The organism is Streptomyces sp. NPDC052023 (genome assembly GCF_044548465.1).
Taxonomy (GTDB): domain Bacteria; phylum Actinomycetota; class Actinomycetes; order Streptomycetales; family Streptomycetaceae; genus Streptomyces.
Genome location: NZ_JBIUBW010000042.1, coordinates 1 through 16794, shown reverse-complemented (window position 1 = coordinate 16794; position 16794 = coordinate 1). Strand labels below are relative to the sequence as shown.

Below are 16794 nucleotides of genomic sequence, written 5' to 3'. Positions count from 1 at the left end.
CGTCCGGGTTGTGACCGCTTGACATCCAGTCGACCCAGCCCGCCCTTGCGGATATGGGCCGGTCGTCCCATGCGGCGGCGTGTCGCACGTGGCACCTTGGGTACAGCACCATTCTGAGGAGAGGGCGGGGATCATGCGAGCTCACCTCGGCGACCAACTCGTCTCTGGCCGGCCACCTCCTTCCCGGCGGAAAAGCTGACCTCATGACGCTCGCCGCCATGGCCGGGGTCACCCGCACCCGCTGCCACCCGAGGGAGAACCTGCCCGTCGAACGGCGGCTGGGCGAAAGTCCGTGCCGCCGGAGAGATCGTCGATCCCCGGACCGCCCGGATCGAACGGCTCAAACGAAAGATCTTCGACCTGAAGGAGCGGATCACTGCCCGCGTCGAGGCACTGGCGGAGCTGACGCCGTTCAGGACCCTGGCGACTTCCCGGCTGGTCGCCCTGCACGACGAGATCGAGCGCCTGCGGCGACGCCTCGCATGCACCGGCCCGTCCGACCCGTGCTGACCCGGCGCGAGTAGTCAGGCACCAAAGGTGGGTCAGGACGATGACCTCGTCGACCGGGGCGAGGCGACGGCCGTCCTCCGCGACGAGGACGAGCTGCTCGCCGTGCCCGCGCAGCCGGCCCGCCGCACGGCGGCACGCTCCGGTGCGAAATACTCTCCCGATGAGTTCACGCACTTCCCCGATCGGCCAGCCGGTCACGATACGGAGGGCCGTTGCGCGGGATGCCAAACGGCTCACGCGGCTCGTGTGTGGCTCAGGCGCCTACGAGGGTAAGTACGCATCCGCAGTCGCGGGCTACCGGGTCGGTCCCGATTACATTGAGGCCCACCGCGTCTTTGTGGCCGTCGGCCCCGACGAGCATGGAGACCGGGTCCTCGGGTTCTACTCGCTCGTCCTTGCTCCACCGGAGCTCGACCTGCTGTTCGTTGCCGACGACGTGCAAGGACGGGGTATCGGACGGCTGCTCGTGGCGCACATGCAGTCCGAGGCCCGTGCCGCCGGGCTCGACCGTGTCATGGTCGTGTCGCATCTTCCCGCCGAGGACTTCTACCACCGTGTTGGCGCGGTGCGGACCGGGACCGCGCTTGCGAACCCGCCCGCCGTGCCGTGGGACCGTCCCGAATTCGAGTTTCGCATTCCTTCGGGATGACGCGGTGTGCCGGTTGGTGAGGCACCGGCTTCGCCGCGTGGTGGCCGGCTTGCGGGAGCCGCTGGACGCCGCGCGCTCCGTGTGTGTGGTCTCCGCTGCCCTGGCGCCGTGATCGCCTGCGTCAGCGGTCTGCCGCGATGCCCTCGCCGGGGTGTTCTTCCAGGGCTCGCAGGGGCCGGCCCGCTGCCAGCACCCGCACACAGGGGCAATCGGTATCAGCGGCGCGAGGTCATGCCGTGTGTTAGTCTGACGCGTTTGCGTGGTCGTCGCGGTGGGCGATCCTGTCTGTTCCGTTCGGCTTGTGCGTGGGCTGTTCAAACCTGCCGGGCCTTCCTCGGTACGTTCCCTTGCGGAAGGCTGTTCATGAAGCACCCCCATGACTCCGGCATCGCTCAGGGCAGTCCCGCCCAGCCTGGGACAACGACCCCGGCGCTGCTCCCGGCCGTCACCTTCGCCGGTCTGGAACTGCCGACGGAGGTGCTGCGGACACTGAGCGAACTCGGGGTGCGCGAACCCTTTCCGATCCAGGCAGCCACACTGCCCGATGCCCTGGAGGGGCGCGACATCCTGGGACGCGGGCGCACCGGATCAGGCAAGACGCTCGCCTTCGGCCTGCCGCTACTCGCGCGGACGGCCGGGCGGCGCGCGGAACCGAAGCAGCCCCTTGCTCTGATCCTGGTGCCTACCCGGGAGCTGGCCCAACAGGTCACCCAGGCGCTGGCGCCGTACGCCGAGGCACTGCGGCTGCGGATCGCCGCGGTCGTCGGCGGAACGTCGATCGGTCGGCAGGTCGCCGCGCTGCGCCAGGGAGCCGAGGTGCTCGTCGCCACCCCCGGACGCCTGCACGACCTGATCGAGCGCAACGCCTGCCGCCTGGGACGGGTGAGAATCACCGTGCTGGACGAGGCCGACCAGATGTGCGACTTGGGATTCCTGCCGCAGGTTGCCGACGTGCTCGACCAGGTGCACCCCGACGGTCAGCGGATGCTCTTCTCGGCCACTCTCGATCGCGACGTCGATCAACTGGTCCGCCGCTACCTCCACGACCCCGTGGTCCACTCGGTCGACCCGGCCGCTGGCACAGTCACGACGATGGAGCACCACGTTCTGGTCGTCCACGGCCCTGACAGCTACGCCGTCATCACGGAAATCGCCGCCCGCGACGGCCGCGTACTGCTGTTCCTCGACACCAAGCACGCCGTCGACCAGCTCACCCGGCATCTGCGGGCCAGCGGGGTGCACGCCGGGGCCCTGCACAGCGGCAAGTCCCAGCCACAGCGCGCACGGACCCTGGCGCAGTTCAAGAACGGCCAGATCACCGTTCTGGTGGCGACCAATGTCGCGGCCCGTGGCCTGCACGTCGACGACCTCGATCTCGTGGTCAACGTCGACCCGCCCACCGATGCCAAGGACTATGTGCACCGGGCGGGCCGCACCGCCCGCGCCGGTGAGTCCGGCAGCGTGGTCACGCTCGTGCCGGCGGGCCGGCGCCGTGAGACGAGCCGCATGATGGCCGCGGCCGGCATCGAGCCGACCGTCACCAAGGTGCGCTCGGGCGAGGCGGAGCTGAGCCGGATCACCGGCGCCAAGACTCCCTCCGGGATCCCGCTCGACGGCGAGCCCGCCGTCCCCCGGCCCAAGAACACCAACGCTCCCTTCCGCGGCCTCGGCACCAGCAAGGGCAGCTCCCGCGGCGTCGGCGGCAAGTCCCGAAAGGCGGGCGAGGCCCGCAAGCTCGCCGAGGCCCGCAGGGCCGCCCTCGTGCGTCGCAACGGCTGAGAGTCGTTGCCTTGGCAGCCTGGCCACGGGATCGACAACCCTCGGCCCGGCCCGAAGCCGTCCTGCGTGCCTCACCTACGAAGTCAACGCCTTTGGCCGCGAGAGGGATGCCCGCCGAAACGGAGCAGGATGATGTTGCCGGTGCCTCGAACGGCGCCCAGCATGACAAGCTGTGCTTGCCCACCCCCCCGAACCCAGGAGGTCACCATGACCGCAGAGCCCGTATCTACGGAAGGTTCGGAGCCGGCTGCCCCCGAGCCGTCCCCTCTGGAGCCGGACAGTGACGGCAACTACGACCTCAAGCGCAAGTTCCGCGAAGCCCTGGCGCGCAAGCGCGGTGCGCAGGCGGATGCCGCTGCTGTTGCCGCCAAGTCCGGTGCGTCGAAGGTGCGTTCGGCGCACGGCCCGGCTGCGAGCCAGCGGTCGTTCAGGCGCAAGAGCGGCGGCTGAGCCGATGAGTCCCGCGATCTGACCGCTTCACCGGCACTCCCGCTGTCGACTCACGCATCCCGTGCTGTGGCTCGCGACGTGCGCCTGCCCGTGCGCGCGTCGCGGGCGGGGTGCGTAGCCGGAGGACTCGCCTGGGGAATGGCCCAGATGCGGTCGGCTCGGGTCGGTGGCGCCGCCGAACTGATTCCGGGATGAGGGCACTGCCTTGTCCGAGGGCACGCGGCCGGTTTTGCGCGCCTCACAAGCCCCTGTACCGCAGTGATAATCCGTGCCCAGCCGCGACGTGCAGGTGCCGTCGAGCCCGGCGGCCTCGCCACCGTCCGGTCCGGGCGTGCCCGGCCTCGATGCTCGCGGGGCCGCCACCGGAACCGTGGACGTGCTGCCGGGCCGCGGCTCAGGCGTCGATGATGACGGGGATGATGAGGGGCTTGCGGCGGTGGGTGCGGAACGCCCAGTTCGCCACGGCGCGGGCGACGAGTTGTTCGAGTTGGCGGGCGTCCCCGACGCCTTCCTCAGCTGCGGTGGCCAGGGTCTTCTCGATGACGGGGATGACCGGCTCGAAGGTGGCGTCGTCGTGGACGAAGCCCCGGGCCAGGAAGTCGGGGGCCTCGGCGAGGGCGCCGGTGTCCGCGTCGACGATCGCCACCACCGTGACCACGCCTTCGGCGGCGAGGGTGAGGCGGTCCTTGAGGGACGCTTCGGTCGCGCCGCCGACCTCCATGCCGTCCACGTAGACGTTGCCGGCGGGGACCTTGCCGGTGATGGATGCGCGCCCGTCGACCAGATCGACGACGACGCCGTCCTCGGCGATGACGACCCGGTCGGGGTCGACACCGGTACGGATGGCGAGGTCGCCGTTGGCCCGCAGGTGGCGCCATTCGCCGTGCACGGGCATGACGTTGCGGGGCTTGACGATGTTGTAGCAGTAGACGAGTTCGCCGGCGCTGGCGTGTCCGGAGACGTGCACCTTGGCGTTGCCCTTGTGGACCACGTGGGCGCCCCACCGGGTGAGTCCGTTGATCACCCGGTAGATGGCGTTCTCGTTGCCGGGGATGAGGGAGCTGGCGAGCAGGACGGTGTCGTCCTTGCCGATCCGGATCATGTGGTCGCGGTTGGCCATCCGTGACAGCGCGGCCATCGGTTCGCCCTGGGAGCCGGTGCACACCAGAGCGATCTTGTGATCCGGAAGCTTCTCCAACTCCTTCGTGCTCACGACCAGACCGGAGGGGACCTTCAGATAGCCCAGGTCACGGGCGATGCCCATGTTGCGGACCATCGACCGGCCGACGAAGGCGACCTTACGGCCGTGCTGGTGGGCGGCGTCCAGGACCTGCTGGATGCGGTGCACATGGCTGGCGAAGCTGGAGACGATGACCCGGCGCGGCGCGGTGCGCATCACCTGCTCGATCGCCGGGTTCAGCTCTCGCTCGGAGGTGGTGAAGCCGGGTACTTCGGCGTTGGTGGAGTCGGTGAGGAACAGGTCCACGCCCTCCTCGCCGAGGCGGGCGAAGGCGCGCAGATCGGTGATGCGGTCGTCGAGAGGGAACTGGTCCATCTTGAAGTCGCCGGTGTGCAGCACCATCCCGGCCCGGGTGCGGATCGCGACCGCGAGGCTGTCGGGGATGGAGTGGTTGACCGCCACGAACTCGCAGTCGAAGGGCCCGAAGCCACGCCGGTCGCCCTCCCGCACCCGCACCGTGCGCGGCCGGATGCCGTGTTCCTTGAGCTTGGCCTCCAGGAACGCCAGCGTCAGCTTGGAGCCGACGACGGGAATGTCGGACCGCTCGCGCAGCAGGTACGGCACGCCGCCGATGTGGTCCTCGTGGCCGTGGGTGAGGACCACGGCCACGATGTCGTCCAGCCGGTCGCGGATCGAGGTGAAGTCCGGCAGGATCACGTCCACGCCGGGCTGGGTCTCCTCGGGGAACAGTACGCCGCAGTCGACGACGAGCAGCTTGCCCGCGTGCTCGAAGACGGTCATGTTGCGGCCGATCTCACCCAGGCCGCCCAGGGCGATGACCCGCAGCCCTCCTTCAGGAAGGGGCGGGGCGGCTTTCAGCTCGGGGTGCGGATGACTCATACCCTGACGGTACCCGGAGAGCGGGACAGGTGATCCATTGCCTGTGCGATCTCCTTTCCCGACGGAGCGGGGCACCCTCAGTGTGCCCCGGCACGATCGGATCACGCCGGCGACCGGGGACAGGGAGCGGTGAAAGCGGTACCACCTTCCGCGGCCGAACCGTTCGCCCCGTGCTGGAGAAGATCTCGTGCACCCTGTCGTGTTCTCCGACGTGCGCTGCCTCCCGGCGGGCCTCGGCACTGGTCCACTCGCAGTGGTCGAGACTCGGGTGTCTTCGGCGCTCAGGAGCAAGTGGGCTGAGAGGGCCCCGAGGCAGCTTCCTTCGCCGGGCGCACAGACGGCGGTGTCCCAGAAGCGCTTGCCGCCCCCGCCCGCCATGCAGGAAGCCGTTGTGGTGCCCCATCGAACTCGACGACGAGGTCACGCGGGGGTGGCTTGTCCCTGGTGTCGAGCCGGTTCCGGGAAGTCGAAGGTGACGTCGTGTGGGGAGGGGGGCCGGTCACGCATGACCGGTGGGGCCCACCCGGAGAACAGTCGGCGGCGGGGAGAGGTCATGCCTCGTCGCAGCCTTGTGCGGAAGAAGGGCGCGAAACTGCTTGATCACCATCGGCCGAGCCTCACGGGCGATCCAGCGTTTCGTTCCCGGCCGGATGGTGGCGCGTTTTCGCTGGCGGCTTCCGTCATGCCGTTATAGCGTTGTGATCAGCAGTCGTGGTTCCGAAGTTCCGTTCGCCCGTGATCGCCTCACGGGCGTTCTTGCTGTTCAGCGACTCTCCGGACCAGGGCGATCACCTCCCGGTCGCGCAGGGTGCGTGTCCGGTTTCCCTCAAAGGAGACAGTCATGGCCAAGGGCACAGTGAAGTGGTTCAACAGCGAGAAGGGCTTCGGCTTCATCGAGCAGGAGGGCGGCGGCCCCGACGTCTTCGCCCACTACTCCAACATCGCCAGCCAGGGCTACCGCGAGTTGCAGGAGGGCCAGAAGGTCGAGTTCGACGTCACGCAGGGCCAGAAGGGCCCGCAGGCTGAGAACATCCGCCCCGCCTGATCGCGCCCCGGTAAGGGGGCCCGGCATCCCGGCTTCGGGACGCCGGGCCCTTACCGTCGCACGACGGTTCATCAGCTGGGCGGGCAACCTGTACCTCACCGAGAAGCGCGGCGCCGTGGAGTTCGACGCCGAGGACGAGTCGATGCTGTCAACCCTTGCGGTGGCGGCGGGTGTGGCCGTGGAGAACGCCCGCCTGTACGAGGAGACTCGGCTGCGCGAGCGCTGGTCGGGGGCGAGTTCGGAGGTCACCCGTGCCCTGCTGTCGGGCGCCCCGAGCACGGACGTCCTGGGGCTGACCGTGGAGCAGGCGCGGCAGATCGCCGACGCCGATGCCGGCATGATCGCCGAACGGGTGCCCGAGGAGAACGCGCTGCGGCCGCTGCTCGCCGTCGGGCTGGACGCGGGGCGGCGCAGCGGTCTGGTGATGTCGGGGGAGGACGGGTTCGTGGCCGTCGTTCTGACCACGGCGGAGCCGGCGGTGAGTGTCGACATCCAAGAGGATGCCCGGACCAGCGGGGACGCGGCGCAGTGGGCCGGGCTCGGGCCCGTGGTCGGTGTGCCGCTGGAGGCCGGCGGCAAGGCGGGCGGTGTGCTGCTGTGGGGGCGAGCTCCGGGGCGTACGCCGTTCACGGATGCCGACACACGTCCCCTGCTCGGGTTCGCGGGGCAGGCGGCGCTGGCGTTGGAGCCTGGCCGAGCGGCGCCGGGACGCCGAAGTCGTGCCGGTGGCCGCGGTGGGGCCGGTCGGTGCCCGGAGGGGACCTGTGGCCCTTCCAGGGCGACCTCTCGCGCAGGCACGCTTGAGCTATCAGCGGTTACTGGGGAGGTGGGGGACCATGACGCGCACGATCGTCGTCGGCCTCGACGGCTCGCCCGAGAGCCGGGGCGCCGCCGAGTGGGCTGCCCGTGAGGCGAAGCTGCGCGGCCTGCCGGTCAAGGTCCTCCACGTGTGGGAGCCGGTGCCGGAGCCCATGGCACAGGCTCCGCTGCTCGGCCCCGAGGCCCAGCAGCACTGGAGCGACGAGATTGCCCGCGATTCTGCCGAGGGTCTCCGGCTGCGTCACCCCGGTGTCGAGGTGACCGCCGAGCATTGTGCCGGTCGCCCGAGCGAGGTGCTGTGCGAGGCCGCGAAGGGAGCCGAGTTGCTCGTCCTCGGCTCGCGTGGCCTGAGCGGGATCGGCGGGTTCCTGGTCGGCTCGGTCGGCCTGGCCGTTGTCGCGCACGCCGAGTGCCCCGTGGTGCTGGTCCGGGCCGGTGAGCAGGCGGCGGACGAGCACGAGACGGACCCGGCGGGCATACCGTCGGCCGCGACGCGGTACCGGCCGGTCGTGCTCGGTATCGACATCGACAACCTCGATGCCTCGGTGATCGAGTTCGCCTTCGACGAGGCTGCCCGGCGTGACACCGGCCTTCGGGTCGTATCCGGCTGGCATCTGCCGCCGTACTTCGAAACCAACGGGCCGACCGTCGACCTGGAACGGTACGAGGAGTTGGTTCGCTCGAAGGCCGTAGCGCTCACCGAGGCATTGCTGGTGTGGCGGGAGAAGTGTCCCTCCGTCGACGTCGGTGAGGAGTCCCGTCCCGGAAGCCCCGCGGACCAGCTGATAGACGTCTCCCACAGGTCCTCGCTGGTTGTCGTCGGCCGACGGATCCGCCGCCACCCGTTCGGGATGCACATCGGTCCGGTCACGCATGCCGTGCTGCACCACGCCACGGCCCCCGTCGCCGTCGTCGCCCACGACTGACACACCACCCAAGAGGCGATGGTCCGGTCGACCAGCCGCGCGGCGTACCAGGGACCTACCACGGGCGCGGGAGGGCCCATCGGTCCCCCGGCTGCCCCGCACAGCCCATAGGGCCGCTTCAGGACGTGCTGGACGCTCGAAGCGTCGGCCGCCGCCGAGCGGCTCGGAGGAGACCACCATGTGACCGAAGAGCAGCTCAGCGCGTGTGTCGACCGGCTGATGACGTACGGCGACATCGACGCGGTGCTCGTGGCCCTGGTGCCCACGGCGGTCGCCGAGGCGACCGGCGACGACCTGGTGAGGGCGGTGACCCGCATCCCGGGACGCCGGGACCGGCCGGTCGCCCTCGTACGGCTGGAGCAGGGCGTTCCGGTGACGCTGCTGCCCGCATCCGACGGCGGCACGATCCCTTCGTACGCCGAACCGCAGGCCGTGGCCCGGGCCCTGGCCCACGCGGCGCGCCGCGCCGCCTGGCTCAGCCGGCCCCTCGGCACGGTCCCGGAACTGGAAGGCATCGGCACGCGGCGCGCTCACGAGATCGCCGAGGAGTATCTCGCCGTGTGGCCGGACGCGGCTGGCTCGACCCGCGCACCTGCGCGGAACTCCTCGACTGCTACGGCATCCCCCAGATTCCGTGGGCCTGGGCGGAGACAGAGGATGAGGCGGTCCTCGCGGCCCGGCGGCTGCGGGGCGCGGACGGCCGGGTGGTGCTGAAGGCGTACTGGCCGGGACTGGTGCACAAGACCGAGGAGTGTGCCGTCCATCTCGACGTCCAAGGGGACGCCCAAGTGCCGGCGGGCTTCCGGGATTTCGGGGTACGTTTCGGTGACCGGCTGAGCGGGGTGATCGTCCAGCAGCTCGCCGAGCGCGGCACCGAGCTGTTCGCCGGTGTCGTCCAGGACGAGGTCTTCGGGCCGCTGGTCCTGTTCGGGCTCGGCGGTACGGTCACGGAGGTACTGGCTGATCACGCCGCCCGGCTCGCGCCACCTGTCCCCCCCGTGCCGTGTGCAGGTCGATCTCGCCACGCACTGTCACGACGGTGATGCCGCCTACCGCGCGCTCCGTGGGATGCGGAGCGGACCCGATGGAAGTGTCGGACATGGCTTCAGCAAAGCCGGGCGAATGATGCGTGCGATAGGACCGACCGGCCCTGTTGCCCGGGTCCGGTGGTGCCTTCGTCAGTGCGGTTGCGGACCGGCCGTCGGAAAGGACTCCTGTCCGGTCGTCGGACGGGGCCGACCGGCTCATGCGCCTTTCGGCAGACCGCGACAAGCTGGGTATGCCAAGCTGGGTGTGCGGTGTAATCCCGGCATAGTTCCCACGCGGGGCTTCACGCCTCCAGGCCGATGGTGATCTCCGGCGGCTGGTGCAGCGTGTTGTGGACCGTGCAGTGGGACGCGACGGCCAGCAGAGCCGCGTGACGCTGGGCGGAGAGGGCGGGCGGCGGGACGACGGTGACGCGGACGGATGCGACGCGGGCCGGCCGGTCGGGAGCCATGGTGAACTCCGCACGAACCCGCAGGCCCGAGCGGTGCAGGCCGTGGCGCTGCAGATAGCGGCCCGCGTAGAAGGCGACGCAGGTGGCCAGCGACGCGGCGAACAGCTCCGTGGGCGTGGGTGCGGTGTCCCTGCCGCCCGCGTCCGTGGGCTGATCGACCATCAGCTGGTGACCACGGACGTCCACGATGTACGCGTCCCCTTCGACATGGGCGACGTCCAGCGTGTGCGCGTCCGGTGCCTTCGGTTGCTGTTGCGTGCTCGCCTCTGTCATGGGGAGTCACCTCGTGTCGCTGCTGGTCTCACCTGCGCCGGCCGCCCGTCCGGCCTCCAGGCGGGCGATCGGGACGCGGAAGGGAGAGCAGGAGACGTAGTCGAGTCCTGTGGCGTGGAAGAAGTGGACGGAGGTGGGGTCGCCGCCGTGTTCGCCGCACACGCCGATCTTCAGGTCGGGGCGGGCGGCACGGCCCTCGGCGACGGCGATGCCCACCAGGCGGCCGACGCCCTCGCGGTCGATCGTCTCGAAGGGGGAGGCGGCGAACACGCCCTTGTCGAGGTAGGCGGAGAAGAAGGCCGCCTCGACGTCGTCGCGGGAGAAGCCCCACGTGGTCTGGGTGAGGTCGTTCGTGCCGAAGGAGAAGAACTCGGCTTCCTCGGCGATCCGGCCAGCTGTGAGCACGGCCCGGGGCAGTTCGATCATCGTGCCGACCGGACAGTGCACAGGGACGCCGGACTCGTCCGAGACCTCGCCCAGTGCCTGTTCCACTTCCTCGCGGACCAGCCGGAGTTCCGTGACATCCGCGACGAGCGGCACCATGATCTCCGCCTCGGGGGAGCCCCCGGCCCTCCTGCGCTCCACGACCGCTTCGGCGATGGCTCGCACCTGCATGGCGACCAGCCCGGGGACCACCAGGCCGAGGCGTACGCCGCGCAAACCGAGCATGGGGTTGTCCTCGTGCATGCGCCGCACGGCGGCGAGCAACTCGGCGTCGCGGGGGTTCGGCTGCTCGCCGCGGGCCTCGGCGGCGGCGATGCGGACGGCGAGATCCGTGTGGTCGGGCAGGAACTCGTGCAGGGGCGGGTCGAGCAGGCGGATGGTGACCGGCAGGCCGTCCATCGCCTCCAGGATGCCTGCGAAGTCCTGCCGCTGGAGTGGGAGCAGCGCGTCCAGAGCGCGGTCGCCCGCCGCGTCGTCGCGGGCCAGGATCATCTCCTCGACCAGTTTGCGGCGCTCGCCGAGGAACATGTGCTCGGTGCGGCACAGCCCGATACCCTGTGCTCCGAACCGGCGGGCACGGGCCGCGTCCTCGGGTGTGTCGGCGTTGGCCCGTACCTCCAACCTCCGTACTTCGTCAGCGAGTTGCAGAGCGCCGGCCACGGCGTCCACCACACCGGCGGAGCGCTCGCCTGTCTCCAGGTAGCGCATCACCGCCGAGTCGACCAGCGGGACCGCTCCCGCGTACACGGCGCCGGCGGAGCCGTCGACCGAGATCACACTGCCCTGCTGGACAACGGTTCCCTCGCGCGTGGTGAAGCGCCGAGCCTCGGTGTCCACTGAGAGTTCCTCGGCGCCGCAGACGCAGACCTTGCCCATGCCGCGTGCGACGACGGCAGCGTGCGACGTCTTGCCGCCGCGGCTGGTCAGCACGGCCTGGGCGGCAACCATGCCGGGCAGGTCGTCGGGCGTGGTCTCCTCACGGACGAGCACCACCTTCTCGCCGGACGCGGCCCGTCGTATCGCCTCGGCGGAGTCGAAGACGGCCGTGCCGACCGCGGCACCGGGCGAGGCCGGGATGCCGTGGGCGAGTGGGTCGCCGGTCGTGGAGGTGTTGAAGCGGGGGAACATCAGCCGGGCCAGCCCGTCACCGTTCAAGCGTGCCAGCCCCTCGCGTGGGGTGATGAGCCCTTCGTCGGCCAGCTCGGCGGCGATGGTGAACGCGGCCTCGGCAGTGCGCTTGCCGACCCGGGTCTGGAGCATCCAGAGCGTGCCGCGTTCGATCGTGAACTCGATGTCGCACAGGTCCCGGTAGTGCCGCTCCAGGGTGCCCATGTGGTCGCGGAGTTGTCGGTACGACCGAGGGTCCAGCTGTTCCAGTTCGGCGAGGGGCACGGTGTTGCGGATGCCGGCGACGACGTCCTCGCCCTGGGCGTTGGGCAGGTAGTCGCCGTACAGGCCGGGACGTCCGGTGGCCGGGTCGCGGGTGAAGGCGACGCCGCTGCCGGAGTCGGGGCCGAGGTTGCCGTAGACCATGCGCTGCACGGTGACGGCGGTGCCCAGGTCGTCGGGGATGTGCTCGCGGCGGCGGTAGAGGCGGGCGCGTTCGCCGTTCCAGGAGCCGAAGACGCCGAGGATCGCCCGGCGCAGCTGTTCGGCGGGGGACTGGGGGAAGTAGTGCCCTGTCTCCTCGTGGATGAGCTGCTTGTACGCCTCGACGAGTTCGGCGAGGTCGGCGGCGTCCAGGTGCAGGTCGTCCGGGGCGCCCCGCAGCTCCTTGAGCCGGGTCATGATCCGGTCGAACAGTGCCCCGTCGACGCCCATGACCGTGTTGCCGTACATCTGGACGAGGCGCCGGTAGGAGTCCCAGGCGAAGCGCTCGTTCCCCGAGACCTTGGCCAGGCCCAGGACGGAGTCGTCGTTCAGGCCGATGTCCAGGACCGTCTCCATCATGCCGGGCATGGAGAAGCGCGCCCCCGAGCGCACGGATACCAGCAGCGGGTCGTCCGGCTGCCCGAGCCGCCGTCCGGCCTCGGACTCGATGGCCGCCAGGTGCCGGGAGACCTCCTGGGACATGCCCTCCGGTTCGGCGCCGGTAGCCAGGAAGGCCCGGCACGCCTCGGTGGAGACGATGAAACCCGGCGGGACCGGCAGGCCCAGCCGGGTCATCTCGGCGAGGTTCGCGCCCTTGCCGCCGAGCAGGACGGCCAGGTCACGGCCGCCCTCCGTGAAGTCGTACACATTACCGGCCATGACACCGCGCTCCTCGGCTCCGCAGCTCTGTACGGCAGCTGTGTGGACTTTCGTCCCTTCCAGGGTCGGACGGTCGTCCCCGGTGGGGGCAGGTGCCACCCGACCCTCCCGGTGGGGCCGCTCGGCCCAAGCGCGCACAGTGCCGGCGGAAGACGCTGTCATTGGAGAAGAGGTGAACGAAATGACCAGCACGATCGAGCGGCTCCCCAGCCTGCCAGTGCTGTCCGCCCCGACCGACTGGGCGGAGGCAAACTTCCCCGTGATGGACACCGTTCCGGAAACGCACGGCATCCATGTGGAAGAGCGCCTGACCGACGGGACGTATGTGCTGCTGGCCGAGCTTCCGGGAGTTGACGCCGAGGACATCGAGATCACCATGACGGGAGGCATCCTGAGCCTGCGCGCCCAGCGCGGCGTGGTGACCACCGAGAAGCAGTTCGTCTACGGCCACTACACTCCGCTGCCGACCGGGGCGAAGGGCGACGAGGCCACGGCGGAGTACCAGCATGGTGTCCTGACCGTCACGATGCCGGTGCTGGAGACGGGGCCCGGCACCCGAGTAACCCCGGTGCGGGAGTCTCTGAGCGTGACAGTGCCCTGAGTCGCACATGAATGCTCCCTCGTGTGTCCAGGAGCTGTCGGTGCATCGTCCACCGAGCGGCTCATGCCCGGAATGTGGCTTTGCGTCCGCCCGCGACGACTCGCTGGCCGGTCGTGGGTGGGCCTGACCGCGGGGCCGAACGTCCCTGGCAGCGACCGAACAGCCCTTCGCGACCGGCTGTTGCGGGTGTGACGGTGAGAGTGAACCTGGAGACTGCCCGACAGCGAGGCGGTGGGAACGATGAGGCTGGAACTGCCCCTGGTCGTGGGCGTGGACGGATCGGACGGTTGCCTGGCGGCGCTCGACTGGGCGGTGGATGAGGCCGCCCGGCACGGTCTTCCGCTGCGGCTGGTATACGCCTCCCTCTGGGAGCGCTATGAGGGCATCACCCCGTCGGTCTGTCCGGAACGCCCGTCGGAGCAGGTGATGGCCGACCACATCGTCGCCTCCGCGGCGGAGCGCGCCCGGCGGCGCAACTCCGACCTGAAAGTGTCCACCGACGTCCTCCAGGCCGAAGCTGCGGACGCGCTCCTGCGGGAGAGCAACAACGCCTCCGCCCTGGTCACCGGGTCGCGGGGCCGTGGCGAGCTGAAGGGACTGCTGCTCGGTTCCGTCGGTCTTGCCGTGGCGGCCCGCGCGCACTGTCCGGTGATCGTGGTGCGTGGCGACAACGCCGGCTTGGCCGGTACCCATGAGCGGATCCTCCTCGGTGCCGGGGACGCGGCTGCCAGCGGGGAGGCGGCGCGGTTCGCCTTCCGTGAGGCCGAGGCGCATGGGTGCACCCTCGACGTGGTCCGGGCCTGGCGCTGCCCCGCGCATGAGACCGCCGATGTGGCCGCGCTCGCCGGGACTCCCGCCCGGTACCACGAGGAGCGGGCGCGCGCCCAGCTGGACGAGCTGATCCGCGACGCGGTCGCCGATTACCCAGCCGTGCGGCTGCGCCGTACGACGGTGGAGGGGCCGGCCCGCAAGGTGCTGGTGGACCGTTCGGCTGCGGCCGACCTCGTGATCGTCGGAGCGCGGCGGCGGCAGGGCCACTTCGGGCTCCAGCTCGGCCGGGTGGCCCACACACTCCTGCACCACGCCCAGTGCCCTGTTGCGGTCGTGCCGCAGCACGTATGAGTACTGCGGCGTCGGTAGCCGCGCAGGCGTCACTCACGGGTCATGGCCCCTCAGCTCTCCCGCTCTGCGCCACGTACTACGGTGACGGGGCAGTACGCGTGGTGTAGCAGTGCCTGGCTGACCGAGCCGAGCAGCAGTCCCGTGAAGCCGCCGCGGCCGCGGGCACCGGCCACGACCAGCTGTGCTTCGCGGCTGGCCTCGATCAGGGCCGGGCGGACCCGGGAGCGGACCAAGCGCCGCTGCACGGTGACCCCGGGATGGCGTTCCTGCCATGGAGACAGCGTGTCGTCCAGCAACCGCTGCTCCTCCTCGCGGAGCCGCTCGATGTCCACCACCACGTTCAGAGGATCACCAGGACCCTCGTAGGCCCGCTCACTCCAGGTGTTCCACACGTGCAGGGCCACCAGGTCCACGCCGCGCAAAGACGCCTCGGCGAAGGAGAACGCGACGGCTTCCTCACCCGCCGGTGAGCCGTCGACCGCCAGCAGCACGGGACCGCTGTGGTCCGGTCGGCCGCGCACCACCAGCACCGGGCAATGGCCGTGCGCGGCCAGGTGCACGGCGGTGGAGCCCAGCAGAAGGCTCCCGAACGCGCCCAGTCCGCGGCTGCCGACCACGACGAGCCCTGCGGTACGCGACTCGATCTCCAGCACCATCAGTGGCTCACCGACGGTGACCTCTCGCGTTGTTTCCACGTGTGGCGCTGCTCCGCGGGCCCGCTGCTCGGCCTCGATCAGTGTGCCGTCCACCAGCTCACGCACCCCTGCCGCAGCCGGATTCCACGGAGGTCCGCCGGGCGGCACGTGTATCGACGGCCACCCGAAGGCGTGTACGAGCCGGAGGGCCACGCCGCGCAGGTCGGCCTCGCGTGCCGCGACCTCTACCGCGTGCAGACTCGATGGAGAGCCATCCACTCCCACGACGACCGGATTCGCCACGACAAACTCTCCTTCTCACCCGGCGGTTGGCCCTGACCGCCGCAGGGGTCGGCCGGCACGGGTGCACCGTCGCCCTCCTTCCAGCCTTCACCAGCCTGCGACACGCCGCACCGTGCGGTGGAAAGAAGCGAGCCGCACGCCACGCGCCCGCGAAGCCGTGGCGTGGCGGCACCGGGCGGCCGGGGTGAGGCTGGAAGAACAGTGAACGGACGGGCGGCGCGGAGATCCCTGGAGGTGCCATGGCTGGTGCGGACGGGCGTCGGCCGATCGTGGTGGGTGTCGACCCGGATCCCTCGAAGCGACTGGCCCTCGCCTGGGCCGCCGACGAGGCGGACCGACGTCACCTGCCGCTGCGGCTCGTCCACGCCCAGGGTGTGCCGACCGGCGGATACCGGTCGGGCGAGGCGCGGCCGTCCTGGGAGGAGTGGAACCGGGCGCTGCACGGGCTGGGTGATCAGGTGCTCAAGGAGGCGGTCGCCTTTGTCGAGTCCCGGCGTCCGGCGGTGGAGGTGTCGACGCTGCTGGCGGAAGGAGAGCCGGCGTGGGTCCTGCGCGAGGAGGCTCGGGGCGCCGCCCTGGTCGTGGTGGGCTCCTGGCACCTGAGCAGGCGGCGCGAGATGTTCTCCTCCGCCTCTGTGGTCCTCCCGCTCACCGCCCACGCTCCCTGCCCGGTCGCGGTGGTGCCGGAGCCGGAGCACGTCACCCAGCAGCCCGCGTACTTCGTGGTCGGCGTCGACGGCAGCCCGCATTCGGCCGCGGCGGTGGATGTTGCGTTCGAGGAGGCGGCCCTGCGCGGAGCGCTCCTGAGGGCCCTGTACGTGTGGCATCCGCCGCTCCTCGGTGTCCTCGATGAGGAAGCCGCGGTGCGGGAGTGCCGCCGGGTGCTCTCGGAGACGGTCGCGGGCCGCACCGCGACGCACCCGGAAGTGGAGCTGCACCACGAGGTCGTCCGCGGGCACCCGGTGCAGGTCCTGACGGAGGCTGCGGAACACGCCCTGGGCCTGGTCGTGGGAACCAGGGGGCACGGAGGCTTCACCGGCATGCTGCTGGGCTCGGTAAGCCAGGGGGTACTGCACCACGCCCGCTGCCCCGTCATCACGGTACCGGCGTGAGGCAGCGAACGGCCCGGGACCTGTTTCCCGGACTTTCCTGCCCTTGCCGGTCGGCCCGTCACACGATGAGAGAGCGCCGCCCCTCACGGCGCGGTCTGCCGACGGCTCAGGCACAGGACAGGCTGGAGAAGTACGGGGCCAACGAAATGCCGCGTGCGGGGCGCCGTGCCGTGTGGCGGCAGTTGGGTGCACAGTTCACGGATCTCTTCGCGGTGGTGCTGATCGTCGCCTCGGGGATCACCTTCCTGGCCTTCGGGCTTCAGGAGCCGCGCGATGCCGGCACCCTCCAGCTCGCCGT

15 protein-coding genes and 1 pseudogene are annotated in these 16794 nt (G+C 70.6%); 11 read left to right on the top strand and 5 right to left on the bottom strand.

Annotation, left to right across the window (positions count from 1 at the left end; translation table 11 throughout):
* Nucleotides 1-228 precede the first annotated feature (228 nt).
* The gene (locus ACIHCM_RS37215; RefSeq protein WP_399906406.1) at nt 229-684 is read right to left on the bottom strand and encodes a hypothetical protein; all 456 of its coding nucleotides are present in this window, start codon (nt 682-684) and stop codon (nt 229-231) included.
* Between ACIHCM_RS37215 and ACIHCM_RS37210 the strand changes: the two genes are divergently transcribed.
* From ACIHCM_RS37210 to ACIHCM_RS37200, 3 genes are all read left to right on the top strand, one after another.
* A complete protein-coding gene (locus ACIHCM_RS37210) occupies nt 671-1159 on the top strand; it encodes a GNAT family N-acetyltransferase (RefSeq protein WP_399906403.1) in 489 nt (162 codons plus the stop codon). The two genes, ACIHCM_RS37215 and ACIHCM_RS37210, sit on opposite strands and share 14 nt — an antisense overlap.
* Nucleotides 1160-1522: 363 nt before the next feature.
* Entirely contained in the window at nt 1523-2938 is a 1416-nt protein-coding gene (locus ACIHCM_RS37205) for a DEAD/DEAH box helicase (protein WP_399906400.1), read from the top strand.
* Between the two features lie 207 nt (nt 2939-3145).
* Complete coding sequence (locus tag ACIHCM_RS37200; RefSeq protein WP_399906397.1) at nt 3146-3388, top strand: DUF5302 domain-containing protein; 243 nt, start codon at nt 3146-3148, stop codon at nt 3386-3388.
* Nucleotides 3389-3782: 394 nt separating this feature from the next.
* Here ACIHCM_RS37200 and ACIHCM_RS37195 read toward each other — a convergent pair whose 3' ends face one another.
* A complete protein-coding gene (locus ACIHCM_RS37195; protein WP_399906394.1) occupies nt 3783-5468 on the bottom strand; it encodes a ribonuclease J in 1686 nt (561 codons plus the stop codon).
* An 841-nt stretch (nt 5469-6309) separates the two neighbouring features.
* Between ACIHCM_RS37195 and ACIHCM_RS37190 the strand changes: the two genes are divergently transcribed.
* From ACIHCM_RS37190 to ACIHCM_RS37175, 4 genes and pseudogenes are all read left to right on the top strand, one after another.
* Entirely contained in the window at nt 6310-6513 is a 204-nt protein-coding gene (locus ACIHCM_RS37190) for a cold-shock protein (RefSeq protein ID WP_014670069.1), read from the top strand.
* Nucleotides 6514-6628: 115 nt separating this feature from the next.
* Complete coding sequence (locus tag ACIHCM_RS37185; RefSeq protein ID WP_399906391.1) at nt 6629-7423, top strand: GAF domain-containing protein; 795 nt, start codon at nt 6629-6631, stop codon at nt 7421-7423.
* Nucleotides 7350-8258: a universal stress protein gene (locus ACIHCM_RS37180; protein WP_399906388.1), complete on the top strand. Its 909-nt coding sequence runs from the start codon at nt 7350-7352 to the stop codon at nt 8256-8258. Before ACIHCM_RS37185 ends, ACIHCM_RS37180 begins: the two co-directional genes overlap by 74 nt.
* Before the next feature lie 180 nt (nt 8259-8438).
* Nucleotides 8439-9244: pseudogene (locus ACIHCM_RS37175) on the top strand (acetate--CoA ligase family protein); the annotation flags it as partial.
* A gap of 344 nt (nt 9245-9588) precedes the next feature.
* Here the strand turns inward: ACIHCM_RS37175 and ACIHCM_RS37170 are convergent.
* Both ACIHCM_RS37170 and ppdK read right to left on the bottom strand, forming a co-directional pair.
* Nucleotides 9589-10029, bottom strand: coding sequence for an OsmC family protein (locus ACIHCM_RS37170; protein WP_399906385.1), 441 nt, complete (start codon nt 10027-10029; stop codon nt 9589-9591).
* A 6-nt stretch (nt 10030-10035) separates the two neighbouring features.
* On the bottom strand, nt 10036-12723 hold the full coding sequence (gene ppdK / locus ACIHCM_RS37165; protein ID WP_399906382.1) for a pyruvate, phosphate dikinase: 2688 nt from the start codon (nt 12721-12723) through the stop codon (nt 10036-10038).
* A 181-nt stretch (nt 12724-12904) separates the two neighbouring features.
* Here ppdK and ACIHCM_RS37160 point away from each other — a divergent pair, with 181 nt between their 5' ends.
* Together ACIHCM_RS37160 and ACIHCM_RS37155 are read left to right on the top strand one after the other, a co-directional pair.
* Nucleotides 12905-13324, top strand: a complete 420-nt coding sequence (locus ACIHCM_RS37160; protein ID WP_399906379.1) for an Hsp20/alpha crystallin family protein — start codon at nt 12905-12907, stop codon at nt 13322-13324.
* A gap of 240 nt (nt 13325-13564) precedes the next feature.
* Nucleotides 13565-14446, top strand: a complete 882-nt coding sequence (locus tag ACIHCM_RS37155) for a universal stress protein (protein ID WP_399906377.1) — start codon at nt 13565-13567, stop codon at nt 14444-14446.
* A gap of 50 nt (nt 14447-14496) precedes the next feature.
* On the opposite strand, the gene ACIHCM_RS37150 is transcribed toward ACIHCM_RS37155, so the two are convergent.
* Nucleotides 14497-15384, bottom strand: a complete 888-nt coding sequence (locus ACIHCM_RS37150; protein ID WP_399906374.1) for a universal stress protein — start codon at nt 15382-15384, stop codon at nt 14497-14499.
* A gap of 239 nt (nt 15385-15623) precedes the next feature.
* On the opposite strand from ACIHCM_RS37150, the gene ACIHCM_RS37145 reads away from it, so the two are divergent.
* Nucleotides 15624-16496, top strand: a complete 873-nt coding sequence (locus tag ACIHCM_RS37145) for a universal stress protein (protein ID WP_399906371.1) — start codon at nt 15624-15626, stop codon at nt 16494-16496.
* A gap of 65 nt (nt 16497-16561) precedes the next feature.
* Nucleotides 16562-16794, top strand: a 233-nt coding sequence (locus ACIHCM_RS37140; RefSeq protein WP_399906369.1) for a cation-transporting P-type ATPase, incomplete at its 3' end; no start/stop codon positions are given.

What these genes read in the sequence shown, in the direction of transcription:
- ACIHCM_RS37210 (WP_399906403.1), top strand. Translation starts at nt 671, where the DNA reads ATGAGTTCACGCACTTCCCCGATCGGCCAGCCGGTCACGATACGGAGG.
- ACIHCM_RS37190 (WP_014670069.1), top strand. Translation starts at nt 6,310, where the DNA reads ATGGCCAAGGGCACAGTGAAGTGGTTCAACAGCGAGAAGGGCTTCGGC.
- ACIHCM_RS37160 (WP_399906379.1), top strand. Translation starts at nt 12,905, where the DNA reads ATGACCAGCACGATCGAGCGGCTCCCCAGCCTGCCAGTGCTGTCCGCC.
- ACIHCM_RS37180 (WP_399906388.1), top strand. Translation starts at nt 7,350, where the DNA reads ATGACGCGCACGATCGTCGTCGGCCTCGACGGCTCGCCCGAGAGCCGG.
- ACIHCM_RS37155 (WP_399906377.1), top strand. Translation starts at nt 13,565, where the DNA reads ATGAGGCTGGAACTGCCCCTGGTCGTGGGCGTGGACGGATCGGACGGT.
- ACIHCM_RS37205 (WP_399906400.1), top strand. Translation starts at nt 1,523, where the DNA reads ATGAAGCACCCCCATGACTCCGGCATCGCTCAGGGCAGTCCCGCCCAG.
- ACIHCM_RS37145 (WP_399906371.1), top strand. Translation starts at nt 15,624, where the DNA reads ATGGCTGGTGCGGACGGGCGTCGGCCGATCGTGGTGGGTGTCGACCCG.
- ACIHCM_RS37195 (WP_399906394.1), bottom strand. Translation starts at nt 5,468, where the DNA reads ATGAGTCATCCGCACCCCGAGCTGAAAGCCGCCCCGCCCCTTCCTGAA.
- ACIHCM_RS37170 (WP_399906385.1), bottom strand. Translation starts at nt 10,029, where the DNA reads ATGACAGAGGCGAGCACGCAACAGCAACCGAAGGCACCGGACGCGCAC.
- ACIHCM_RS37200 (WP_399906397.1), top strand. Translation starts at nt 3,146, where the DNA reads ATGACCGCAGAGCCCGTATCTACGGAAGGTTCGGAGCCGGCTGCCCCC.
- ppdK (WP_399906382.1), bottom strand. Translation starts at nt 12,723, where the DNA reads ATGGCCGGTAATGTGTACGACTTCACGGAGGGCGGCCGTGACCTGGCC.